The organism is Methyloceanibacter caenitepidi (assembly GCF_000828475.1).
GTDB lineage: Bacteria > Pseudomonadota > Alphaproteobacteria > Rhizobiales > Methyloligellaceae > Methyloceanibacter > Methyloceanibacter caenitepidi.
On the sequence record NZ_AP014648.1, the window covers coordinates 2378044 to 2400664 of the forward strand.

Annotated in this window: 24 protein-coding genes and 3 tRNA genes; all 27 read right to left on the reverse strand. The window is 61.9% G+C overall.

Annotated features, from left to right (window positions below; all coding sequences use genetic code 11):
• Window positions 1–369: a 50S ribosomal protein L14 gene (rplN, locus tag GL4_RS11125; protein WP_045367542.1), complete on the reverse strand. Its 369-nt coding sequence runs from the start codon at window positions 367–369 to the stop codon at window positions 1–3.
• A gap of 48 nt (window positions 370–417) precedes the next feature.
• Window positions 418–663 (reverse strand): 30S ribosomal protein S17, encoded by a 246-nt coding sequence (rpsQ, locus tag GL4_RS11130; RefSeq protein WP_045367545.1) that lies wholly within the window; start codon window positions 661–663, stop codon window positions 418–420.
• An 11-nt stretch (window positions 664–674) separates the two neighbouring features.
• On the reverse strand, window positions 675–875 hold the full coding sequence (rpmC, locus tag GL4_RS11135) for a 50S ribosomal protein L29 (RefSeq protein WP_045367547.1): 201 nt from the start codon (window positions 873–875) through the stop codon (window positions 675–677).
• A gap of 3 nt (window positions 876–878) precedes the next feature.
• Window positions 879–1292, reverse strand: coding sequence for a 50S ribosomal protein L16 (gene rplP / locus GL4_RS11140; RefSeq protein WP_045367549.1), 414 nt, complete (start codon window positions 1290–1292; stop codon window positions 879–881).
• A gap of 24 nt (window positions 1293–1316) precedes the next feature.
• Complete coding sequence (rpsC, locus tag GL4_RS11145) at window positions 1317–2030, reverse strand: 30S ribosomal protein S3 (RefSeq protein ID WP_045367551.1); 714 nt, start codon at window positions 2028–2030, stop codon at window positions 1317–1319.
• The gene (gene rplV, locus GL4_RS11150) at window positions 2030–2410 is read right to left on the reverse strand and encodes a 50S ribosomal protein L22 (RefSeq protein WP_045367553.1); all 381 of its coding nucleotides are present in this window, start codon (window positions 2408–2410) and stop codon (window positions 2030–2032) included. Before rplV ends, rpsC begins: the two co-directional genes overlap by 1 nt.
• A gap of 2 nt (window positions 2411–2412) precedes the next feature.
• Window positions 2413–2694, reverse strand: a complete 282-nt coding sequence (gene rpsS, locus GL4_RS11155) for a 30S ribosomal protein S19 (RefSeq protein WP_045367555.1) — start codon at window positions 2692–2694, stop codon at window positions 2413–2415.
• Window positions 2695–2697: 3 nt separating this feature from the next.
• On the reverse strand, window positions 2698–3537 hold the full coding sequence (rplB, locus tag GL4_RS11160; RefSeq protein WP_045367557.1) for a 50S ribosomal protein L2: 840 nt from the start codon (window positions 3535–3537) through the stop codon (window positions 2698–2700).
• 4 nt (window positions 3538–3541) lie between these two features.
• A complete protein-coding gene (locus GL4_RS11165) occupies window positions 3542–3835 on the reverse strand; it encodes a 50S ribosomal protein L23 (protein WP_045367559.1) in 294 nt (97 codons plus the stop codon).
• Window positions 3832–4452 (reverse strand): 50S ribosomal protein L4, encoded by a 621-nt coding sequence (rplD, locus tag GL4_RS11170; protein WP_045367560.1) that lies wholly within the window; start codon window positions 4450–4452, stop codon window positions 3832–3834. Before rplD ends, GL4_RS11165 begins: the two co-directional genes overlap by 4 nt.
• A complete protein-coding gene (gene rplC, locus GL4_RS11175; RefSeq protein ID WP_045367561.1) occupies window positions 4452–5219 on the reverse strand; it encodes a 50S ribosomal protein L3 in 768 nt (255 codons plus the stop codon). The genes rplD and rplC overlap by 1 nt, the downstream gene beginning before the upstream one ends.
• 32 nt (window positions 5220–5251) lie before the next feature.
• Window positions 5252–5560 carry a 30S ribosomal protein S10 gene (rpsJ, locus tag GL4_RS11180; RefSeq protein ID WP_045367562.1) on the reverse strand — a complete coding sequence of 103 codons (309 nt, stop codon included), beginning with the start codon at window positions 5558–5560 and terminating at the stop codon, window positions 5252–5254.
• 65 nt (window positions 5561–5625) lie between these two features.
• Entirely contained in the window at window positions 5626–6816 is a 1191-nt protein-coding gene (gene tuf, locus GL4_RS11185; RefSeq protein WP_045367563.1) for an elongation factor Tu, read from the reverse strand.
• A 51-nt stretch (window positions 6817–6867) separates the two neighbouring features.
• The gene (gene fusA, locus GL4_RS11190) at window positions 6868–8943 is read right to left on the reverse strand and encodes an elongation factor G (protein WP_045367564.1); all 2076 of its coding nucleotides are present in this window, start codon (window positions 8941–8943) and stop codon (window positions 6868–6870) included.
• 21 nt (window positions 8944–8964) lie between these two features.
• On the reverse strand, window positions 8965–9435 hold the full coding sequence (gene rpsG, locus GL4_RS11195) for a 30S ribosomal protein S7 (protein WP_045367565.1): 471 nt from the start codon (window positions 9433–9435) through the stop codon (window positions 8965–8967).
• A 41-nt stretch (window positions 9436–9476) separates the two neighbouring features.
• Window positions 9477–9848, reverse strand: a complete 372-nt coding sequence (gene rpsL, locus GL4_RS11200) for a 30S ribosomal protein S12 (protein ID WP_045367566.1) — start codon at window positions 9846–9848, stop codon at window positions 9477–9479.
• A 404-nt stretch (window positions 9849–10252) separates the two neighbouring features.
• On the reverse strand, window positions 10253–14500 hold the full coding sequence (gene rpoC, locus GL4_RS11205) for a DNA-directed RNA polymerase subunit beta' (RefSeq protein WP_045367567.1): 4248 nt from the start codon (window positions 14498–14500) through the stop codon (window positions 10253–10255).
• An 81-nt stretch (window positions 14501–14581) separates the two neighbouring features.
• Entirely contained in the window at window positions 14582–18712 is a 4131-nt protein-coding gene (gene rpoB, locus GL4_RS11210) for a DNA-directed RNA polymerase subunit beta (RefSeq protein ID WP_045367568.1), read from the reverse strand.
• A gap of 165 nt (window positions 18713–18877) precedes the next feature.
• Window positions 18878–19255: a 50S ribosomal protein L7/L12 gene (gene rplL, locus GL4_RS11215; protein WP_045367570.1), complete on the reverse strand. Its 378-nt coding sequence runs from the start codon at window positions 19253–19255 to the stop codon at window positions 18878–18880.
• Between the two features lie 53 nt (window positions 19256–19308).
• Window positions 19309–19824, reverse strand: coding sequence for a 50S ribosomal protein L10 (gene rplJ / locus GL4_RS11220; protein ID WP_045367571.1), 516 nt, complete (start codon window positions 19822–19824; stop codon window positions 19309–19311).
• Between the two features lie 375 nt (window positions 19825–20199).
• Entirely contained in the window at window positions 20200–20898 is a 699-nt protein-coding gene (gene rplA / locus GL4_RS11225) for a 50S ribosomal protein L1 (RefSeq protein WP_045367574.1), read from the reverse strand.
• 5 nt (window positions 20899–20903) lie between these two features.
• Window positions 20904–21332: a 50S ribosomal protein L11 gene (rplK, locus tag GL4_RS11230; RefSeq protein WP_045367576.1), complete on the reverse strand. Its 429-nt coding sequence runs from the start codon at window positions 21330–21332 to the stop codon at window positions 20904–20906.
• A 53-nt stretch (window positions 21333–21385) separates the two neighbouring features.
• Entirely contained in the window at window positions 21386–21916 is a 531-nt protein-coding gene (nusG, locus tag GL4_RS11235; protein WP_045367579.1) for a transcription termination/antitermination protein NusG, read from the reverse strand.
• A gap of 20 nt (window positions 21917–21936) precedes the next feature.
• Window positions 21937–22137 (reverse strand): preprotein translocase subunit SecE, encoded by a 201-nt coding sequence (gene secE / locus GL4_RS11240; RefSeq protein WP_045367582.1) that lies wholly within the window; start codon window positions 22135–22137, stop codon window positions 21937–21939.
• A 94-nt stretch (window positions 22138–22231) separates the two neighbouring features.
• Window positions 22232–22308 (reverse strand) — tRNA-Trp (locus GL4_RS11245).
• A gap of 63 nt (window positions 22309–22371) precedes the next feature.
• Window positions 22372–22445, reverse strand: a tRNA-Gly gene (locus tag GL4_RS11250).
• A gap of 29 nt (window positions 22446–22474) precedes the next feature.
• Window positions 22475–22559, reverse strand: a tRNA-Tyr gene (locus GL4_RS11255).
• Between the last annotated feature and the right edge of the window lie 62 nt (window positions 22560–22621).

A 22621-nucleotide genomic window follows, 5' to 3' on the forward strand; every position in this document is an offset into this window, starting at 1 on the left:
TCACAGAACCTCCGGCGCGAGCGACACGATCTTCATGTGCTTCTTCGCCCGCAACTCGCGCGTGACGGGGCCGAAGATACGCGTACCCACCGGCTCGCCTTGCGCATTGACCAAAACCGCCGCATTGCGGTCGAACCGGATCAGCGAACCGTCCTGGCGGCGCACGCCCGTGGCGGTACGCACGATGACGGCCTTCATGACCTGGCCCTTCTTCACACGGCCGCGCGGAATTGCTTCCTTGACGCTGACCACGATGGTGTCACCGATCGACGCGTATTTCCGCTTCGAACCGCCGAGCACCTTGATGCACTGCACGCGCTTTGCACCCGAGTTATCGGCGACATCGAGATTGGTCTGCATCTGAATCATGGCATTCGCCCTTATTCAGGCCTTCAACGAGGCCCTTCGTTATTCGCCTTAGCTGGCTGCCTGCTCGCGCGGCAAAACCACCCAACATTTTTGCTTCGACATCGGCGCGCACTCTTCGATCCACACCTTCTCGCCGACCTTGAACTCGTTGTTCTCGTCGTGAGCGTGGTAATTCTTCGTGCGGCGGACCACTTTGTGGAACAGGGGATGCGTGAAGCGGCGCTCGACCTTGACCACAACGGTCTTGTCGTTCTTGTCGCTCACCACGGTCCCAATCAAAACGCGTTTCGGCATCGTATCTACCTTTAAGCCTTCGCTGCGGCGCTCTTCTGGCGCGCAACTGTCTTCACGCGCGCAATATCGCGACGCACCTGCCGAACCCGCGCCGTGTTCTCAAGCTGCCCAGAGGCCGCCTGGAAGCGCAGGTTGAACTGCTCTTTCTTCAACTTGACCAACTCGTCATTGAGCTGATCGACCGTCATATCGTTCACTTGGCTCGCTTTCATCGCTTAGCCCTCGATGCGCGCCACAACGCGCGTCTTGATCGGCAGCTTCGCAGCCGCCAGCCGCAGGGATTCCCGCGCTGTCGCCTCGTTCACGCCGTCGATCTCGAACATAATCCGGCCAGGTTTGACCTTGGCCGCCCAGAACTCCGGCGTACCCTTACCCTTACCCATGCGGACTTCGGTCGGCTTCTTCGAAACCGGGACGTCCGGGAAGATGCGGATCCACACACGGCCTGCACGCTTCATCTGACGCGTCATGGCGCGGCGGGCGGCTTCGATCTGCCGCGCGGTGACGCGCGCAGGCTCTTGCGCCTTCAGCCCGAAGGTGCCGAAGTTCAGATCAGACCCGCCCTTCGCCGCACCTTTGATGCGGCCCTTGTGCATCTTGCGGAACTTTGTGCGTTTCGGTTGCAGCATAATTCTTAAGTCCTGCCCTTAGCCCTAAGCCCGTGCGGAGTCGCGCCGGCCACCGGAACGTCCGCCCTCTTGAGCCTCAAGGGCCTTGGTCTCCTGAGCCATGGGATCGTGCTCCATGATCTCGCCCTTGAAGATCCAAACCTTGATGCCGATGATTCCATAAGCCGTGCGCCCGAGCGCCGTGCCGTAGTCGATATTGGCGCGCAGCGTGTGCAGCGGCACACGGCCCTCGCGGTACCACTCCATGCGCGCGATTTCCGCGCCGCCAAGCCGGCCCGAGCAATTTATTCGGATGCCGAGGGCGCCCATACGGATCGCCGACTGCACTGCCCGCTTCATGGCCCGGCGGAACGCCACGCGGCGCTCGAGCTGCTGGGCGATGCCTTCGGCCACCAGCGTCGCGTCGATCTCCGGCTTGCGCACCTCGACGATGTTCAGGTGCACCTCGGAGTCCGTCATCGTCGCCAGCTCTTTGCGAAGCGTCTCGATGTCCGCGCCCTTCTTGCCGATCAGGATGCCCGGGCGAGCGGTGTAGACCGTGACGCGGCACTTCTTGTGCGGACGCTCCACGACGACCTTCGAAATGCCGGCCTGCTTGCGCGTCTTGAGAATATGCTCGCGCATCTTGAGATCTTCGTGCAGCAGGTCTGCATACTCGCCACGCGAGGCAAACCAGCGCGAATCCCAAGTGCGGTTGACACCGAGCCTAAGCCCGATCGGGTTGACTTTCTGTCCCATCAAGCAGGCTCCTCAACTTGACGCACGACCACGGTCATCTGCGAAAACGGCTTCAAGATCCGAGCCGCCCGGCCGCGTGCACGCGCCTGAATGCGCTTCATCACAATGTTCTTGCCCACATAGGCTTCCGAAACGACCAAGGCGTCGACGTCGAGGTCGTGATTGTTCTCTGCGTTGGCGATCGCCGACTCCAGGGTCTTCTTGACGTCCTTGGCGATGCGCTTACGCGAGAAGGTGAGATCGGCCAGGGCGCGATCGACCTTCTTGCCGCGAATAAGCTGAGCGACGAGGTTCAGCTTCTGCGGGCTCACGCGGATCAGCCGGGTGACGGCCTTCGCCTCGTTGTCCTTGAGCGTGCGCTCTCTCTGCGGCTTGCCCATGACTACTTGCCTCTCTTCACTTTCTTGTCGGCGGCGTGGCCGTGATAGGTGCGCGTCGGCGAGAACTCACCGAACTTGTGACCCACCATGTCTTCCGTCACCAGAACCGGAACATGCTTCTGTCCGTTGTGGACGCCGAATGTCAGTCCCACGAACTGAGGGAGAATGGTGGACCGGCGCGACCACATCTTGATCACGGCATTGGAGCCGCTCTCACGCGCCTTCTCGGCCTTCTTCAAGAGAAAGCCGTCGACGAACGGGCCTTTCCAAATCGAACGTGCCACGTCTTATCCCTTCTTCTTCTTCAGATGGCGGCTGCGCAGAATGTACTTGTCGCTCGCCTTGTTGCTGCGCGTCCGCTTGCCCTTGGTGGACTTGCCCCAAGGGGTAACCGGATGCCGGCCACCAGACGTCCGCCCTTCACCACCGCCATGCGGGTGATCGATCGGGTTCATCGCCACACCGCGAACCACGGGCTTGCGGCCCTTCCAGCGGCTGCGGCCGGCCTTCGACAACGACACGTTCGCGTTGTCGGGATTGGAGACAGCGCCGACCGTCGCCATGCAGGAGGCCGGAACCATGCGCGTCTCGCCCGAGTTCAGGCGCAGGATCGCATAGCCGGCGTCGCGGCCGACGAGCTGTACATAGGCACCCGCGGCGCGTGCGATCTGGCCGCCCTTGCCCTGCTTCATCTCCACATTGTGGACGATGGTGCCGATCGGCATGTTGGCCAGCGGCATCGCGTTGCCAGGCTTCACGTCGACTTTCTCGTCGGCGATCACCTTGTCGCCCGGCGCCAGACGCTGCGGTGCCAAAATGTAGGCCAGCTCGCCGTCGTCATACTTGATCAGGGCGATGAACGCCGTGCGGTTCGGATCGTATTCCAGCCGCTCGACAGTCGCCGCGACTCCGCGCTTGGTCCGCTTGAAATCGACCATGCGATACGTCCGCTTGTGACCGCCGCCGCGATGCCAGATCGAGACACGGCCCGTGTTGTTGCGGCCACCCGTCTTGTTCAAGCCCTCCGTGAGCGGCTTGACCGGCTTGCCCTTCCACAGATGGCTGCGGTCCACGAGCACCAGCTGACGCTGGCTCGGCGTGGTCGGTTTGAATGTCTTCAACGCCATCGCTCTAGATCCCTGTCGTCACGTCGATCTTGTCGCCTTCGGCGAGCTTGACGACGGCTTTCTTGGTATCCTTCTGGGTGCCCTTGATGCCCCGGAAAACCTTGGTCTTACCCTTGCGGGTCAGCGTGTTCACGGCCACCACCTTGACGCCGAAAAGCTTCTCCACCGCGCTCTTGATCTGCGGCTTCGTCGCGTCGAGGCGAACCTTGAACACCACCTGATTGGATTCGGACGCCTCACTCGATTTCTCGGTGATCACCGGCGACAAAATCACGTCATATGCTTGCAGCGCACTCATTTGAAACGAGCCTCCAGCGCTTCGAGCGCGGCCTTGGTCAGCACGAGCTTCTCGTGCCGCAAAATGTCGTACACGTTGATGCCTTGGATCGGCAGCACATCCACGTGCGGAATGTTGCGGGCCGCGAGCGCGAAGTTCGTCTGCACCTCGGCGCCGTCCACGATAAGCGCGGATCCAAAGCCCAGCTTCTCGAACTGCGTCTTCAGCGCCTTCGTCTTGGCATCCTTCACGTCGCAGGAATCCAGGACGATCAACTCCTCGGCCTTGGCCTTGGACGACAGCGCATGCTTCAGGGCCAGCGCGCGAACCTTCTTCGGCAGATCGAAGCCGAAATTGCGCGGCTTCGGGCCGAAAGCCTTACCGCCGCCACGGAAGATGCCGGGCTTGGCGCTGCCGTGACGCGCACGGCCCGTGCCCTTCTGCCGGTACATCTTCGCGGTCGTCGCCGTAATCTCAGAACGGTCTTTCGTCGAGACCGTACCGGCGCGGCGCTTGGCAAGCTGGTAGCGCACCATCCGGTGCAGCAAGTCGGCGCGCGGCTCAAGACCGAAGACATCCTCGGACAGTTCCACGGTTCCCGCCTTCTTGGCGTCGAGCGTTGTTACATCCGCTTTCATTACGCGTTCTCTCCGCCCTCTGCCGGCTGAGCCGCTTCAGCCTCGGCAGGTGCCTGAGCTGCAGCCTCATTGACCGGCGCTTTATCCTCGGCGCCCTTCCGGAAGGCACCGGGGACCGGCGCACCCTCGGGCAGCGCCCGCTTGACCGCATCGCGCAGGAGAACCCATCCGCCCTTGGCGCCGGGAACGGCGCCCCGGATCATGATGAGACCGCGCTCGGCATCCGTCTTCACCACGCGCAAATTCTGCGTCGTGACGCTGACGTCACCCATGTGACCGGCCATCTTCTTGCCTTTGAAGACCTTGCCGGGATCCTGACACTGGCCGGTGGAGCCGTGGCTTCTGTGGTTGATCGACACGCCGTGGCTGGCCCGCAGACCGCCGAAACCGTGCCGCTTCATGCCGCCGGCAAACCCCTTACCAATGGAGGTCCCGGAGGCGTCCACGAACTGCCCTTCGACGAAGTGGTCTGCGGTGATCTCCGCGCCCACATCGATCAAGTTCTCGGGGCTGACCCGGAACTCGGCAACCTTGCGCTTCGGCTCGACATTCGCCACGGCGAACCCGCCGCGTTGCGCCCGAGTCAAACGCTTCACTTTGGCACGGCCGGCACCAAGCTGAACGGCGGTGTAGCCGTTCTTTTCCGCGGTCCGCTGACCGACGACCTGGCAGTTCTCCAGGCGCAACACCGTCACCGGGATGTGCTCCCCGGCATCGGTGAAGATCCTGGTCATACCGACCTTCTGCGCGATAACACCTGATCGCATCGAACTAATTCCTTGCCTCGTCCCGATACCGGTTAGAGCTTGATCTCAACATCCACGCCGGCGGCGAGATCGAGTTTCATCAAAGCGTCGACCGTCTGCGGCGTCGGATCGACAATGTCGAGCAGCCGCTTGTGCGTCCGCATCTCGAACTGCTCACGGCTCTTCTTGTCGATATGCGGCGAGCGGTTCACGGTGAACTTCTCGATGCGGGTCGGCAGCGGGATCGGCCCGCGGACATCCGCACCGGTGCGTTTCGCCGTGTTGACGATTTCCTTGGTCGACGCATCGAGAATGCGATGGTCGAAGGCTTTCAGCCTGATTCTTATGTTCTGGCTCTGCATCTCGACGGCCTTAAGTTAGAGAAACGCGCCGCCCCAGAACGGAGCGGCGCGCTCCTCAATTCCCCTTACTCGATGATCGACGACACCACGCCGGCGCCGACGGTGCGGCCACCTTCACGGATAGCGAAGCGGAGCTTCTCTTCCATGGCGATCGGCACGATCAGCTCAACGGTCATGGCGATGTTGTCGCCCGGCATCACCATCTCGGTGCCTTCCGGCAGCTCCACCACACCCGTCACGTCGGTCGTGCGGAAGTAGAACTGCGGACGGTAGTTGCCGAAGAACGGCGTGTGGCGGCCACCCTCTTCCTTGGTGAGGATGTAGGCCTCGGCCTTGAACTTCGTGTGCGGCGTCACAGAACCGGGCTTGGCCAGAACCTGACCACGCTCGACACCTTCGCGGTCCACACCACGGAGCAGACAACCGACATTGTCGCCGGCCTCGCCCTGGTCGAGCAGCTTGCGGAACATCTCAACGCCGGTGACGGTCGTCTTGGTGGTCGGCTTGATACCGACAATCTCGACTTCCTCGCCAACCTTGACGACGCCACGCTCGACACGGCCGGTCACGACGGTACCGCGGCCGGAGATCGAGAACACGTCTTCGATCGGCATCAGGAAGGGCTGATCCTTCGGACGCTCGGGCTGCGGGATGTACTCGTCGACAGCCTTCATGAGCTCCATGATGGCCTTCTGACCGATCTCCGGGTTGCTGTCCTCGATCGCCGCAAGAGCCGAGCCCTTGATGATCGGGATATCGTCGCCCGGGAACTCGTACTTGGACAGAAGCTCGCGAACCTCGAGCTCAACGAGATCCAGAAGCTCCTCGTCGTCGACCTGGTCGACCTTGTTCAGGAACACCACCAGCGCCGGCACGCCAACCTGACGGGCAAGCAGGATGTGCTCGCGGGTCTGCGGCATGGGGCCATCGGCAGCGGACACCACCAGAATGGCGCCGTCCATCTGGGCGGCACCCGTGATCATGTTCTTCACGTAGTCGGCGTGACCCGGGCAGTCCACGTGGGCGTAGTGCCGGTTCTCGGTCTCGTACTCCACGTGTGCCGTGGAGATCGTGATACCGCGAGCCTTCTCTTCAGGCGCCTTGTCGATTTCATCGTAGGCGGTGAACTTGGCGCCGCCGGTCTCAGCCAATGTCTTGGTGATCGCAGCGGTCAGGGTCGTTTTACCGTGATCGACGTGACCAATCGTACCGATGTTGCAATGCGGCTTTGACCGGTCGAATTTCTCTTTAGCCATTGTGGCTCTCCATTCCTCTCACCAAAAGCTAAAACTCAAACGCCCAATCGCTTAGGCGAACTTTGCCTGCACTTCTTCAGCCACCGCCTGCGGAACCTGCGCATAGCTGTCGAACTGCATCGTGAACTGCGCCCGCCCCTGACTCATGGAACGCAGCGTGTTCACATAACCAAACATGTTGGCTAGCGGGACCATGGCATTGATCACCGTCGCGTTGCCCCGGGGCTCCTGGCCTCGGACCTGACCGCGGCGGCTGGTAAGATCGCCAATGATACCGCCCACATATTCTTCCGGCGTCACCACTTCAACCTTCATGATTGGCTCAAGCAGTTTCGGTGCAGCCTTTTGAGCTGCTTCGCGGAAGGCCGCGCGGGACGCGATCTCAAACGCCATGACAGACGAGTCGACATCATGCGACGCGCCGTCAACCAGCGTGCACTTTACGTCAAGGATCGGGAAGCCGGCGAGAATGCCTGAGTCGATGACGCTCTGCACGCCCTTCTCGACGCCCGGGATGAACTCCTTGGGAACGTTGCCGCCGACAACCTTGTTCTCGAAGATGAAGCCTTCGCCAGCCTCGGCCGGCTCGATCTCCATTTTCACGCGGGCGAACTGGCCCGAACCGCCGGTCTGCTTCTTATGGGTGTAGTCGACGCTGGCCGGCTTCGTGATCGTCTCACGATACGCAACCTGCGGCGCGCCCACATTGGCCTCGACCTTAAACTCACGCTTCATGCGATCGACAATGATGTCGAGATGAAGCTCGCCCATGCCCTTAATGATGGTCTGCCCGGATTCGTGGTCGACCGTAACGCGGAAGGACGGATCCTCTTGGGCCAAACGGTTGAGCGCCACGCCGAGCTTCTCCTGGTCGCTCTTCGTCTTGGGCTCGACGGCAACCTCGATGACCGGATCCGGAAACTCCATGCGCTCCAGAATCACGGGCTTGGCCGGATCGCAGAGCGTGTCGCCGGTGGTGACGTCCTTGAGACCCGCAATGGCGACGATGTCGCCTGCATAAGCGTCCTTGATGTCTTCGCGGTGATTGGAGTGCATCAGCAGCATACGGCCGATACGCTCTTTCTTGTCTTTCACCGTGTTGGCCAGCGTCTGGCCGGATTCAACCGTGCCCGAATACACGCGGCAGAAGGTCAGCGACCCCACGAACGGGTCGTTCATGATCTTGAACGCCAGCATCGACAGCGGCGCATCGTCCGAAGCCGGACGATCCACTTCCTGCTCCGTCTTCACGTCGATGGCCTTGATCGGCGGCACGTCGAGCGGGGACGGAAGATAGTCGACCACGGCGTCAAGTAGCGGCTGCACGCCCTTGTTCTTAAAGGCTGAACCGCACAGAATCGGGACGAACTCGAGGTTGCAGGTGCCCTTACGGATAAGCTGCTTGAGCTTCTCCTCAGGAATTTCCTTGCCTTCGAGATAGGCCTCCATGGCCTCCTCGTCGAGCTCGACCGCCTGCTCGACCAGCGCGTCGTGATACTCCTGCGCCTTGTCCTGAAGATCGGCCGGGATGTCCTCGTCGTGGAACGTCGCGCCGAGGGACTCATCGTCCCAGATCACCGCCTTCATGCGGACCAGGTCGACAATACCCGCAAAGTCCGACTCGGAACCGATCGGCAGCTGCAGGACGATCGGGTTCGCGCCGAGGCGCTCCTTGATCGTCTCGAGCGACATGAAGAAGTCGGCGCCGATCTTGTCCATCTTGTTGACGAAGATCATGCGCGGCACGTGATACTTGTCGGCCTGACGCCACACCGTCTCGGTCTGCGGCTCCACACCCTGGTTGGCGTCGAGCAGCGCAACGGCGCCGTCGAGCACGCGCAAGGACCGCTCGACCTCAATCGTGAAGTCCACGTGGCCGGGCGTGTCGATGATGTTGATGCGCTTGTCTTTCCAGAACGCGGTCGTCGCAGCCGACGTAATGGTGATGCCGCGCTCTTGCTCCTGCTCCATCCAGTCCATGGTGGCCGCGCCATCATGGACCTCGCCGATCTTGTGGCTCTTACCGGTGTAGTAGAGCACGCGCTCGGTCGTGGTGGTCTTGCCGGCATCGATATGCGCCATGATACCGATGTTGCGGTAGTCCTTGAGGGGCGTCTGACGGGGCATCGTTCGAGTTCCTTGAGACGGTTACCAGCGATAGTGCGAGAAAGCGCGGTTGGCTTCGGCCATCCGGTGCGTGTCCTCGCGCTTCTTCACGGCAGAACCGCGATTGTTGACGGCATCGAGAAGCTCGCCCGACAGCCGCTCGACCATCGTGTTCTCGTTGCGGCCGCGCGCGGCCGCGATAATCCAGCGAATGGCCAGCGCCTGACGACGGTCGACACGGACCTCGACCGGCACCTGGTAGGTCGCACCGCCCACACGGCGGGACCGCACCTCGATGGCCGGCATGACGTTCTGCAGAGCCTGATGGAACAGCTCGATCGGGTTCTGCTTGACCTTGTCTTCCATCTGGTCGAGCGCGCCATAGACGATCCGCTCGGCGGCAGACTTCTTGCCGTCCAGCATGATGGAATTCATGAACTTGGTGAGCACCTGATCCCCGAACTTGGGATCGGGAATGATCTCCCGCTTATCAGCTTTGTGCCGCCTGGACATATCGCTTCAATCCGTTCCTTAAAAACCGAATAAGCGCCCCACTACTTGGGCCGCTTAGCTCCGTATTTCGAGCGCCGCTGACGGCGGGCGCTGACCCCTTGCGTGTCGAGCACGCCGCGAATGATGTGGTAGCGCACGCCGGGAAGATCCTTCACGCGGCCGCCGCGGATCATCACCACCGAGTGCTCCTGAAGATTGTGGCCCTCGCCGGGGATGTAACTCGTCACTTCCTGCTGGTTGGTCAGGCGCACGCGCGCGACCTTCCGGAGCGCCGAGTTCGGCTTCTTCGGCGTGGTGGTGTAAACGCGCGTGCAAACCCCCCGCTTCTGCGGGCAGGCCTGCATGGCCGGCACTTTGTTGCGCTTTACCGGGGCCTTACGCGGCTTCCGGATCAATTGCTGAATCGTTGGCATAGCAGCCCTAGCGTCCAATCGTTTGCGACGGCGAAACCGCCTCATTCACCTATGGGCGGATGCGCCCAAAACCACATGGGCGGCACCGCCCGAAAAGCTGGGCGGATGGCCCAAAACACAAGAGCTGAAGCTGCGAGTCGTCCCTCGCGTCCTTCAGCGCTCAATCCAGAGGATCTTGAGGGGTAACCCCCAAGATCATGACCCCGATATGATCCCGGTTAGTCCGGCAGCGTCTAACCCGCGCCCCAAAGGGCATCCTTTCGGTGGGCTACCGCCTGCCGTTAATGTGGCCGCGTTGTATCAGGCCGCTTCTCGAAACGTCAAGGGTTCAACGACCTGAAATCGGGGGCCAAGCGCCGTTTTTTTACGGTTTTTCCGCTTAGCCCCCAATATCCTTGTATTGCCTACGCCGAAGCGCCGTCCCCGGTGTCTTCCGGCACCGGCTCAGCCTCGGCTGCATCCTCCGGAACGTCCTCACCGGCAGGTTCGAGAACGTCCTGGGCCGAGCGCTGGCGCTCCTCCAGAATCAGTTCATCGCGATGCGTGGCAATCCGGTTGAGCCGCGAGAGCATGCCACCCGTACCGGCCGGGATGAGCCGGCCCACGATCACATTCTCCTTTAGCCCTTCCAGGGCGTCTTTCTTTCCGTTGACCGCCGCGTCGGTAAGAACGCGCGTGGTCTCCTGGAACGATGCCGCCGAAATGAACGACCGGGTCTGAAGGCTCGCCTTCGTGATGCCGAGCAGTACGTGCTGGCCTTCGGCCTTCTTTCCGCCCGCCTCTTCCGCTGCCAGGTTGGCGTCTTCGAAGTCGATGCGGTCCACCTGCTCGCCCTTCAGGAACTCGGTGTCGCCCGGATCGTCGATCTCGATCTTCTTGAGCATCTGGCTGACGATCACCTCGATATGCTTGTCGTTGATCGTCACGCCCTGGAGCCGGTAGACCTCCTGGATCTCGTTCACGAGGTAGTTGGCCAGTTCCTCGACGCCCTTGATGGCCAGGATGTCGTGCGGCGCCGGGTGTCCATCCAGAAGGTACTCGCCCTTCTCGATCCGGTCGCCTTCCTGCACCGTCAGATGCCGGCCCTTCGGGATCAAGAACTCCACCGGTTCCGCGCCGTCCTCGTCGGGAACGATGCTGATCCGCCGCTTGTTCTTGTAGTCGCGGCCGAGCTGCACGATGCCCGAGACTTCGGCGATGATGGCATGATCCTTCGGACGCCGCGCCTCGAACAGCTCGGCCACGCGCGGCAGACCACCCGTGATGTCGCGGGTTTTGGCGCTCTCCATCGGAATACGGGCCAAGACGTCGCCGGCCTTCACCTCGCTGCCAGGCTCCACGGACAAGACCGCGTCCACCGGCAGCAGGTAGCGAGCTTCACCGCCACGCGAGAGCTTGCCGATTTCGCCCTTCTTGTCCTTGATCACCATGGCAGGCCGAAGATCGACACCGCGCGGGGACGCACGCCAGTCGATGATCACGCTATTGGTGATACCCGTCGACTCGTCCCGCTGCTCCGACACGGAGACACCTTCGACCAAGTCCTCGAACTCGACCGTGCCTTCGATCTCGGTCAGCACCGGACGCGTGTAGGGATCCCACTCGGCCAGACGGTCGCCGCGCTTGACCTTGTCGCCGTCGTCGACACGCAAATGCGTGCCGTACGGCAGACGATGGGTTGCGAGCTCGTTGCCCTCGTCGTCCACGATCACGATAGCCGTGTTCCGGGTCATGACCATGTGGCGGCCTTGGGAGTCCTCGACCACGTTGCGCTGCTTGATCTTCACGGTGCCTTCGTAGGCCGATTCCAGCGAAGACTGGTCGACGACCTTGGAACTCGCCACGCCGCCCAAGTGGAAGGTCCGCATGGTGAGCTGCGTTCCAGGCTCGCCGATCGACTGCGCCGCGATAACGCCCACGGCCTCGCCCATGTTGACGGGCGTGCCCCGGGCTAGATCGCGCCCATAGCAGCTCGCGCAAATGCCGTTCCGGGTTTCGCAGGTCAGGGCCGAGCGCACGCGAATCTCCTGGACCCGCGCGCTTTCGATAGCCTCGACGTGCTCTTCCTCGATCAGTTGACCCTTAGCGATGATGACATCGCCGGTCGCCGGATCCTTGACCGGATCGGCGGCCGTACGGCCCAACACGCGCTGTCCGAGCGACACGGTGACCTCGCCCGCATCGAGAACGGCGCGAACCGTGATGCCGCCATTGGTACCGCAGTCCTCTTCCGTCACGATGCAGTCCTGCGCCACGTCAACGAGACGACGCGTCAGGTAGCCCGAGTTGGCCGTCTTCAAGGCTGTATCGGCCAGACCCTTACGGGCGCCGTGGGTGGAGTTGAAGTACTCCATCACGGTCAAACCTTCCTTGAAGTTCGAAATGATCGGCGTCTCGATGATCTCGCCCGACGGCTTGGTCATGAGACCGCGCATGCCCGCAAGCTGCTTCATCTGCGCCGGCGACCCACGGGCACCGGAATGCGACATCATGTAGATCGAATTGATCGGCTTCTCGCGGCCGGTCTCCTCGTCGATCTGCACCGAGGAAATGCGCTTCATCATTTCCTTCGCGACGAGTTCCGTACATTCGGTCCAGGTATCGACCACCTTGTTGTACTTCTCGCCACGCGTGATCAGACCGTCATTGTACTGTTGCTCGTACTCGCGAACGAGCTCGGTCGTCTTGTGGATGATTTCGTCCTTGGTCTCCGGGATCACCATGTCGTCCTTGCCGAACGAGATGCCGGCGCGGCACGCATAGCGGAACCCGAGGCCCATGATCTTGTCGCAGAAGATGACCGTCTCCTTCTGACCGCAGTGGCGGTAGACCACGTCGATCATCTTGGAAATCGCCTTCTTCGTCAGAAGCTGGTTGACCAGGTCGAAGCTGACCTCCGCACGGCGCGGAAGCAGCTCGCCAAGAAGCATGCGGCCCGGCGTCGTGTCGTAGATATACGCCACCCAGTTGCCGTTCTCGTCCTTGGTGATGTAGCGGCCCTTGACCTTGGCATGCAGCGTCACAGCGCCAGACTCGAGCGCGTGGTGGATCTCGGCGACGTCGCCAAAGATCATCCCCTCGCCCGGCTCGTTGTCCATGACCAGCGACAGGTAGTAGAGGCCGAGCACGATATCCTGCGACGGCACAATGATCGGCGAACCGTTGGCCGGGTGCAGGATATTGTTGGTCGACATCATCAGCACGCGCGCTTCCAGCTGCGCTTCGAGCGACAGCGGCACGTGCACGGCCATTTGGTCGCCGTCGAAGTCGGCGTTGAACGCCGCACAGACGAGCGGATGAAGCTGAATGGCCTTGCCCTCGATGAGCTTCGGCTCAAAGGCCTGAATGCCCAAACGGTGCAGCGTCGGCGCACGGTTCAGCATGACCGGATGCTCGCGGATGACCTCGTCGAGGATATCCCAAACCTCGGGCTTCTCCTTCTCGACCAGCTTCTTCGCTTGCTTGACGGTCGAGGCATGGCCCTTGGCGTCCAGCCGCGAGTAGATGAACGGCTTGAACAGCTCGAGCGCCATCTTCTTCGGCAGGCCGCACTGGTGCAGCATCAGGTCGGGACCGACCACGATGACCGACCGGCCCGAGTAGTCGACGCGCTTGCCGAGCAGGTTCTGACGGAACCGGCCCTGCTTGCCCTTCAGCATGTCGGCGAGCGACTTCAGCGGACGCTTGTTGGCGCCCGTGATGACTCGGCCGCGGCGGCCATTGTCGAACAGCGCGTCGACGGCCTCCTGCAGCATGCGCTTTTCGTTCCGGATGATGATGTCCGGCGCGCGCAGCTCCATCAGCCGCTTCAGGCGGTTGTTACGGTTGATCACGCGGCGATACAGGTCGTTCAGGTCCGACGTCGCGAACCGGCCACCGTCGAGCGGCACCAGCGGGCGCAGCTCCGGCGGAATGACCGGCACGACGGTCAGGATCATCCACTCGGGACGGTTGCCCGACTGAATGAAGGCCTCAACCACCTTCAGGCGCTTGGCCAGCTTCTTCGGCTTGAGCTCGGTGGTCGCCTCGGCGATCTCAACGCGCAAGTCCGCCGCGATCTTCTCGAGGTCGAGACCCTTGAGGAGTTCGCGGATCGCCTCGGCGCCGATCCCAGCGGTGAACGAGTCCTCGCCGAAATCGTCCTGCGCCTGCATGAACTCTTCTTCGGACAGAAGCTGCAACGGCTTGAGCGAGGTGAGCCCCGGCTCCAGCACGATGTAGTTCTCGAAATACAGGACGCGCTCGAGATCCTTCAGCGTCATATCCAGCAGAAGGCCGATGCGCGAGGGCAGCGACTTCAGAAACCAGATATGCGCGACGGGCGCGGCGAGCTCGATATGGCCCATGCGCTCGCGGCGCACCTTGGCCAGCGTGACCTCGACGCCGCACTTCTCGCAGATGACGCCCTTGTACTTCATGCGCTTGTACTTGCCGCACAAGCACTCGTAGTCCTTTACCGGGCCGAAGATGCGCGCGCAGAATAGGCCGTCGCGCTCGGGCTTGAACGTCCGGTAGTTGATCGTCTCAGGCTTTTTGATCTCCCCGAACGACCAAGACAGGATCTTTTCCGGGCTCGCAATACCGATCTGAATCTGATCGAAATTCTGCTGCGGAGTCTGCGGGTTGAACAGGTTCGCGAGATCTTGGTTCATTCTGCTTGTCTCCAAATGGGCGGGGCCGCCGCCCTTCGGTTGTCTTCAACGGGTGTGTAACGAAGCGTCCGGGCTTGACGCTTACTCCGCGGCCGGCTTCGGCAGCTGCATGGCATGCGGCTGCACCTCATCCGGCTTCGGCTGCACCAGTTCGACATTCAGTCCCAATGCACGCATTTCCTTGACCAGCACGTTGAACGACTCGGGGATGCCGGCCTCGAACGTGTCGTCGCCACGGACGATCGCCTCGTAGACCTTGGTGCGGCCCGCAACGTCATCCGACTTCACGGTCAACATTTCCTGGAGCGTGTACGCGGCGCCATAAGCCTCGAGCGCCCACACCTCCATTTCACCGAAGCGCTGACCGCCGAACTGCGCCTTACCGCCCAGCGGCTGCTGGGTGACCAGGCTGTACGGGCCGATCGAACGGGCGTGGATCTTGTCGTCCACCAGGTGATGCAGCTTCAGCATATAGATGTAGCCCACCGTGACCTTGCGCTCGAACGGCTCGCCGGAGCGGCCGTCATACAACGTGACCTGGCCGGACGGGTCGTAGCCCGCCACTTCCAAGAGGTCCGAAACGTCCGCTTCGTGCGCCCCGTCGAATACCGGCGTCGCAACGGGAACGCCTCGGGTCAGATCCTGCCCCACTTCGATCATCTGATCGTCGGAGAGGGCTGCAACAGCCTTGTCAGAACCGTAGATCGTCTTGAGCAGATCCTTGACCGGCTTCGTCTTGTTGGTCTCGTGATACTCCTCGAGCGCCTCGCCGATCTTCTTGCCAAGACCGCGGCACGCCCAGCCGAGGTGGGTCTCCAGGATTTGACCGACATTCATGCGGCTCGGCACGCCGAGCGGGTTCAGCACGATGTCGACCGCCTGGCCGTCCTCGAGATAAGGCATGTCCTCGACCGGCACGATCTGAGAGATCACGCCCTTGTTGCCGTGACGGCCGGCCATCTTGTCGCCCGGCTGGATCTTCCGCTTCACGGCCACGAAGACCTTGACCATCTTCATGACGCCCGGCGGCAGCTCGTCGCCGCGCTGCAGCTTGTCGACCTTATCCACGAAGCGCTGCTCGAGCCGCTTCTTGGCGTCGTCGTACTGCCGGCCGATGGCCTCGACCTCGCTCATGGCCTTCTCGTTCTTAAGCGCGATCTCCCACCACTGGCTGCGGGGAATCTCATCAAGCATGGCCTCGGTGATCTTGGCATCCTTCTTGACCGACTTCGGACCCTTCGCGGCCACCTTGTGCAGCAGCACGTCGCGCAGACGCGCGAAGACGTTGCGGTCCAGGATCGCCATTTCGTCGTCGCGGTCCTTGGCGAGACGCTCGATCTCTTCCCGCTCGATCGCCATGGCGCGCTCGTCTTTCTCGATGCCGTGGCGGTTGAACACCCGCACCTCGACGACCGTACCGGCCACACCCGGCGGCAGCTTCAGGGAGGTGTCGCGAACGTCCGACGCCTTCTCACCGAAGATGGCGCGCAGAAGCTTTTCTTCCGGCGTCATGGGGCTCTCGCCCTTCGGCGTGATCTTGCCGACCAGGATGTCGCCCGGCTGAACCTCGGCGCCGATATAGACGATGCCCGCCTCGTCGAGGTTCTTCAGAGCCTCTTCGGAGACGTTCGGAATATCGCGCGTGATTTCCTCCGGCCCGAGCTTGGTGTCGCGCGCCATGACCTCGAACTCCTCGATATGGATCGAGGTGAAGACGTCGTCGCGCACAACGCGCTCGGAGATGAGGATGGAGTCCTCGAAGTTGTAGCCCATCCACGGCATGAAGGCGACGAGCACGTTCTTGCCGAGCGCGAGTTCGCCAAGATCGGTCGAAGGCCCGTCGGCGATGATCTCGCCGGCCTGAATGGCGTCGCCCACACGCACCAGCGGCCGCTGGTTGATGCAGGTGTTCTGGTTCGAGCGCTGGAACTTGCGCAGATTGTAGATGTCGACGCCCGACTTCGACGGGTCAGTCTCTTCCGTCGCGCGGATGACGATACGGGTGGCGTCCACCTGATCGACGACGCCGGTGCGGCGCGCGCTGATCGCGGCGCCCGAATCCCGCGCCACGACGGATTCCATGCCCGTACCCACAAGCGGAGCTTCCGCCATGAGCAACGGCACGGCCTGACGCTGCATGTTCGAACCCATCAGCGCGCGGTTGGCGTCGTCGTTTTCGAGGAACGGAATGAGCGCCGCGGCGACGGATACAAGCTGCTTGGGCGACACGTCGATGAGGTCCACCCGATCCTGCGGATACAGCTCCACATCGCCAGCGTGACGGCAGACGATGAGGTCCTCGACGAAGCTGCCGTCATCCTTCAGCTCGGCGTTGGCCTGAGCGATGACGTAGCGCGCCTCTTCCATTGCGGAGAGATAGACCACTTCGTCGGTCACCTTGCTCTTCACCACGCGCCGGTACGGGCTCTCGATGAAGCCGTACTTGTTCACGCGCGCGAACGTGGCGAGCGAATTGATCAGGCCGATATTCGGACCTTCCGGCGTCTCAATCGGGCAGATGCGGCCGTAATGCGTCGGGTGCACGTCGCGCACCTCGAAGCCGGCGCGCTCGCGCGTCAGACCACCCGGGCCAAGCGCCGACAGGCGCCGCTTGTGGGTAATCTCCGACAGCGGGTTGGTCTGGTCCATAAACTGCGACAGCTGCGAGGAGCCGAAGAATTCGCGCACCGCGGCCGCGGCCGGCTTGGCGTTGATGAGGTCCTGCGGCATCACCGTATCGATGTCGACAGAGCTCATGCGCTCCTTGATGGCCCGCTCCATGCGCAGCAAGCCGACCCGGTACTGGTTCTCCATCAGCTCACCCACCGAACGCACGCGCCGGTTGCCGAGATGATCGATGTCGTCGATTTCGCCCTTGCCGTCGCGTAGACCGACCAGCGTCTTGATGACCGCAAGGATGTCCTCCTTGCGCAGCGTCCGCATGGTGTCCGGCGCATCGAGGTCGAGGCGCATATTCATCTTCACGCGGCCGACGGACGACAGGTCGTAGCGCTCGGCATCGAAGAAGATACCGTTGAACAGGGTCTGCGCTGCTTCCGGCGTCGGCGGCTCGCCCGGACGCATGACGCGGTAGATGTCGAGCAGCGCCTCGTCCGTGTTGGAATTCTTGTCGATCGCCAGCGTGTTGCGGATGAACGCGCCCACGTTGACGTGGTCGATGTCGAGAACCGGGATCTCCTTAAGCTTCAGCTCCTTCAGGGTCTCCAGCAGCTTCTCGTCGATTTCCTCACCGGCTTCGCCGTAGATCTCGCCCGATTCCAGATTGAGGATGTCCTCTGCCAGGTACCGGCCATAGAGGTCCTCATCGCTGACGAGCAGCTCTTTCAGGCCTTCCTCGGAAAGCTTCCCGGCCAGGCGCGCCGTGATCTTCCTGCCGGCTTCAATAGCAACCTTGCCGGTCTTGGCGTCGATAAGGTCCGTCGTCGGCTTGATGCCGCGCATGCGTTCCGCATTGAACGGCATCTTCCAGCCGTTCTTGGCCGCCTTTAGCGTGATCCGGTCGTAGAACGTCGAGAGAATTTCCTCGTCGTCGAGGCCGAGCGCATAGAGCAGCGTCGTCACCGGCAGCTTCCGGCGGCGGTCGATACGGACATAGACGATGTCCTTGGCGTCGAACTCGAAGTCGAGCCAGGACCCGCGATAGGGAATGATACGGGCGGCGAACAGCAGCTTGCCCGACGAGTGGGTCTTGCCGCGGTCGTGGTCGAAGAACACACCCGGCGAACGGTGCATCTGCGAGACGATCACGCGCTCGGTGCCGTTGATCACGAACGTGCCGTTCGAGGTCATCAGCGGCATGTCGCCCATGTAGACGTCCTGCTCCTTGATGTCCTTGACGGAGCGCGCGCCGGTCTCCTCGTTCACATCAAACACGATGAGACGCAAGGTGACCTTCAGCGGCGCCGCGAAGGTCATGTCGCGCTGCTGGCACTCATCCACGTCGTACTTGGGCGCTTCGAACGCATAGCGCACGAACTCAAGCTGAGCGCGCTCGCCGAAGTCCTTGATCGGAAACACAGAACGAAATACGGACTGCAGCCCCTCGTCCTCGCGACCGCCTTCCGGCTCGTCCACCATGAGGAATTGATCGTAGGACTGTTTCTGAACCTCGATGAGGTTCGGCATCTCGGCCACTTCGGTGATGTGGCCAAAAAATTTCCGATATCGCTTGTGACCGTTCGTTTTCGCCATGTGGTCCTCTCAAAGCTCGCCGCGACCGCTCTCCTAAATCCCCGCCTTGGCGGAAACTCAGGGGAACCGTCACGTCATACGAATTTGGATGGGTTAGGGGCCCGGGCCGACCCCGGTATATGGGGACGGCCCGAGCCTCCTTCAACCCAAGTCTTTAACTCAAGCCTACTTGAGCTCGACAGACGCGCCGGCGTCCTCAAGCTGCTTCTTGATCTTCTCGGCCTCGTCCTTGGCAACGCCTTCCTTGACAGGCTTCGGCGCACCCTCGACCAGGTCCTTGGCCTCTTTCAGGCCGAGGCTGGTGATCGCGCGCACTTCCTTAATGACGTTGATTTTCTTGTCGCCAGCCGAGGTCAGGACGACATCGAACTCGTCCTTCTCTTCGACAGCGGCCGCTTCACCACCGCCGCCGGCGGCAGCCGCCACGGCAACCGGAGCAGCAGCGGAAACGCCCCACTTCTCCTCAAGAATCTTGGCCAGTTCGGCCGCCTCGAGCACCGTCAGGCTCGAAAGATCGTCTGCAATTTTCTGAAGATCAGCCATTGTGTTATCCTCGTACGTTCAACTCTTGTGTTTCGATGTATGTCGTCAAAGGCCTACGCTGCGTCCTTCGAGCCATAAGCGCCGAAAACCCGCGCGAGCTGCGCGGCCGGTGCACTGACCGTCCGGGCGATCTTGCCCGCCGGTGCCTGCAACAGACCAACCAGCTTTCCACGCAGTTCATCGAGCGAAGGCAGCTCGGCAAGCGAGCCAACTGCTTTGGCGTCGAGAACCGTGGCGCCCATCGCACCGCCGAGGATCACGAACTTGTCGTTCCCCTTGGCGAATTTGACGGCCACCTTCGGCGCCGCGACGGGATCTTCGGAATAGGCGAGGCACGTGGGCCCCGTCATGAGATCCGAAATTCCCTGGGCGTCGGTTCCATCCAGCGCGAGCTTCACGAGCCTGTTCTTTGCCACTTTGACCGCGCCGCCAGCTTCTCTCATGTCGCTGCGCAGCTTGGTCATCTGTGACACGGAAAGACCCGCATAGTGAGCCACGACGACCACGCCGGTCTTGGCGAAGACATCGCTGAGCGCCGATACAACTTCGCGCTTTTCAGCTCTTTCCATGCTCACTCCGTTCTTTCAAACCCGCGAAGGCATTGCGCCGGTGCGGGCTTAGGCCACACTGAGCCGCGAGACTTTCGGGGGGCATCGACGCCGTCCCGCGAGCCTTCGCGGCGCTCTGTTGCCTGTCCCGCTCGTCCGCGCAAAAACGCACGTGAGCCACATACGAGGTTCAACCGATCTTCCGAATGCGGCAGCGCCCTTTCCGAGCAACGTCCGCACTCCTCGAACCGTTTGTCTCCCGTCTCATGCAGGCCCTAAAGGCTTAAGCGGTTTCCCACACCTGCAATCTCGGACAGGTTCGGGCCGCTCGGCGAACCGGACGGCCCATCGGGACGAAACGTCCCGTTCGGAACCGAAGTCCCGAAACTCTTTCGACTAAGCGCCGCCGATGCTGGCGGGCTCGATCTTGATGCCGGGACCCATCGTCGAGGTCACGGCGATCTTCTTCACAAACGTACCCTTCGCTCCGGAAGGCTTGGCCTTGATCACCGCGTCGGCGAAGGCGCGGATATTGTCGACCAACGCCTGCTCGGTGAAGCTCGCCTTGCCGACACCGGCGTGGATGACGCCCGCTTTCTCGACGCGGAACTCCACGGCGCCGCCCTTGGCGGCCTGAACGGCCGCGGCGACATCGGTGGTCACGGTGCCGACCTTCGGGTTCGGCATCAGGCCGCGCGGGCCGAGCACCTTACCGAGACGGCCGACGAGCGGCATCATGTCCGGGGTAGCGATGCAGCGATCGAACTCGATCGTGCCCTTCTGGACCTGTTCCACCAGATCCTCGGCGCCGACAACCTCGGCGCCCGCCTTCTTGGCTTCCTCGGCCTTGTCGCCCTTGGCGAACACACCAACGCGAAGCGTGCGTCCCGAACCGTGCGGCAACTGGCAAACGCCGCGCACCATCTGATCCGCGTGGCGCGGATCGACGCCGAGATTCATCGCGACCTCGATCGTCTCGTCGAACTTGGCCTTGGCGGCGCCCTTGAGCACCTTCACGGCTTCTTCGACGCCGTAGAGCTTGTCGTTGTCGACCGTCTCGGCCGCTGCACGAAACCTCTTACCGGGCTTGCTCATCGTCTCTACTCCTGAACCTGAAGACCCATCGAACGGGCGGAGCCGGCGATGATCTTCATCGCTTGTTCGACGGTGTTGGCATTCAAATCCTGCATCTTCGCTTCGGCGATTTCCCGCAGCTGATCCTGCGTGACCTTGCCGGCAACCGTGCGTCCCGGCTCCTTGGAGCCGCTCTTGGCCTTCGCCGCCTTCTTAAGAAGGTAGGAGGCCGGCGGCGTCTTCGTCTCGAACGAAAACGACCGATCCGCATACACCGTGATCACGGTCGGGATCGGCGAGCCCGGCTCAACCTTCTGCGTCGCCGCGTTGAACGCCTTGCAGAACTCCTGAATGTTCACGCCGCGCTGACCGAGCGCCGGACCAATCGGGGGCGAAGGATTCGCCTGCCCTGCCGGCACCTGCAGCTTGATATAACCGTCAATCTTCTTCGCCATCCCAGTACGTCCTGCGTTTCACGTCTCGCGCGCGTCAAAAATTTGCGCGCTCGTTACAGTTTTTCCACCTGCGCGTATTCGAGCTCGACGGGCGTCGCCCGGCCGAAAATCGAAACCGCCACCTTGAGCCGCGCCCGTTCTTCGTCGACCTCTTCCACGAGACCGTTGAACGATGCGAACGGGCCGTCGGCCACGCGCACCTGCTCCCCGATCTCGAAGGTCACGGACGGCTTCGGCCGCTCGACACCTTCCTGAACCTGCTGGAGGATGCGGCCCGCCTCCTCCTCGCTGATCGGAATGGGCTTGTTGTCCGTACCCAAAAAGCCGGTCACCTTCGGCGTGTCCTTGATCAGATGGTAGGTCTCGTCGCTGAGCTCCATCTTCACCAGCACATAGCCCGGAAAGAACTTGCGCTCCGACGCCACCTTCCGGCCGCGCCGCATTTCCACGACCTCTTCCATGGGGACGAGCACTTCCTCGAACTGCTCCCCGAGCCCGGCGGATTCTGCCCGCTCCTTGATGGATTCGGCGACCTTCCGCTCGAAGTTCGAGTAGGCGTGGACGATATACCAGCGCATAGCCATCGGACTGAAGCTTCGACCTCCTAGAAAAATCTGATGCCGAGAATCAGCTGGACGAGCGTACCGAGTACCCAGTCCACACCGAGAAAGAAGAGCGCCGCGATGATCGACATGACGACCACCATGATCGTGGTGATGATCGTTTCACGCCGCGTCGGCCAGGTGACTTTCGACACCTCGGTGCGCACTTGCTGCAGAAACTCAAACGGATTCGTTCTCGCCATCTCGTTCTTACTCTCGGGACCCGCATGCCCCGGCTTTCTTTAAACTCAGGACCGTGCGCCCTGGCCGTCGCCGCCAACTCGCGCCTCCGCCGCGTGGCAGGAGTGGAGGGACTCGAACCCCCAACCCCCGGTTTTGGAGACCGGTGCTCTAGCCAGTTGAGCTACACTCCTATCGTCCTCGTCGTCCTCAAACAAAATTCAATAATCAAACCAACAGGCTAAAAGCCCAAGCTCTGGAGCGGGTGAAGGGAATCGAACCCTCATCGTCAGCTTGGAAGGCTGCTGCTCTACCATTGAGCTACACCCGCGACCGTCTTCCTCTGGCTCCACTGAGAGGTGGTGGAGGGGGTTGGATTCGAACCAACGTAGGCATAGCCAACGGGTTTACAGCCCGTCCCCTTTAGCCACTCGGGCACCCCTCCATAAATCAAGAGCGTCAGATGGAATGACTGGTGATTTTAACCAAGCAAAAACACCCCGCCGT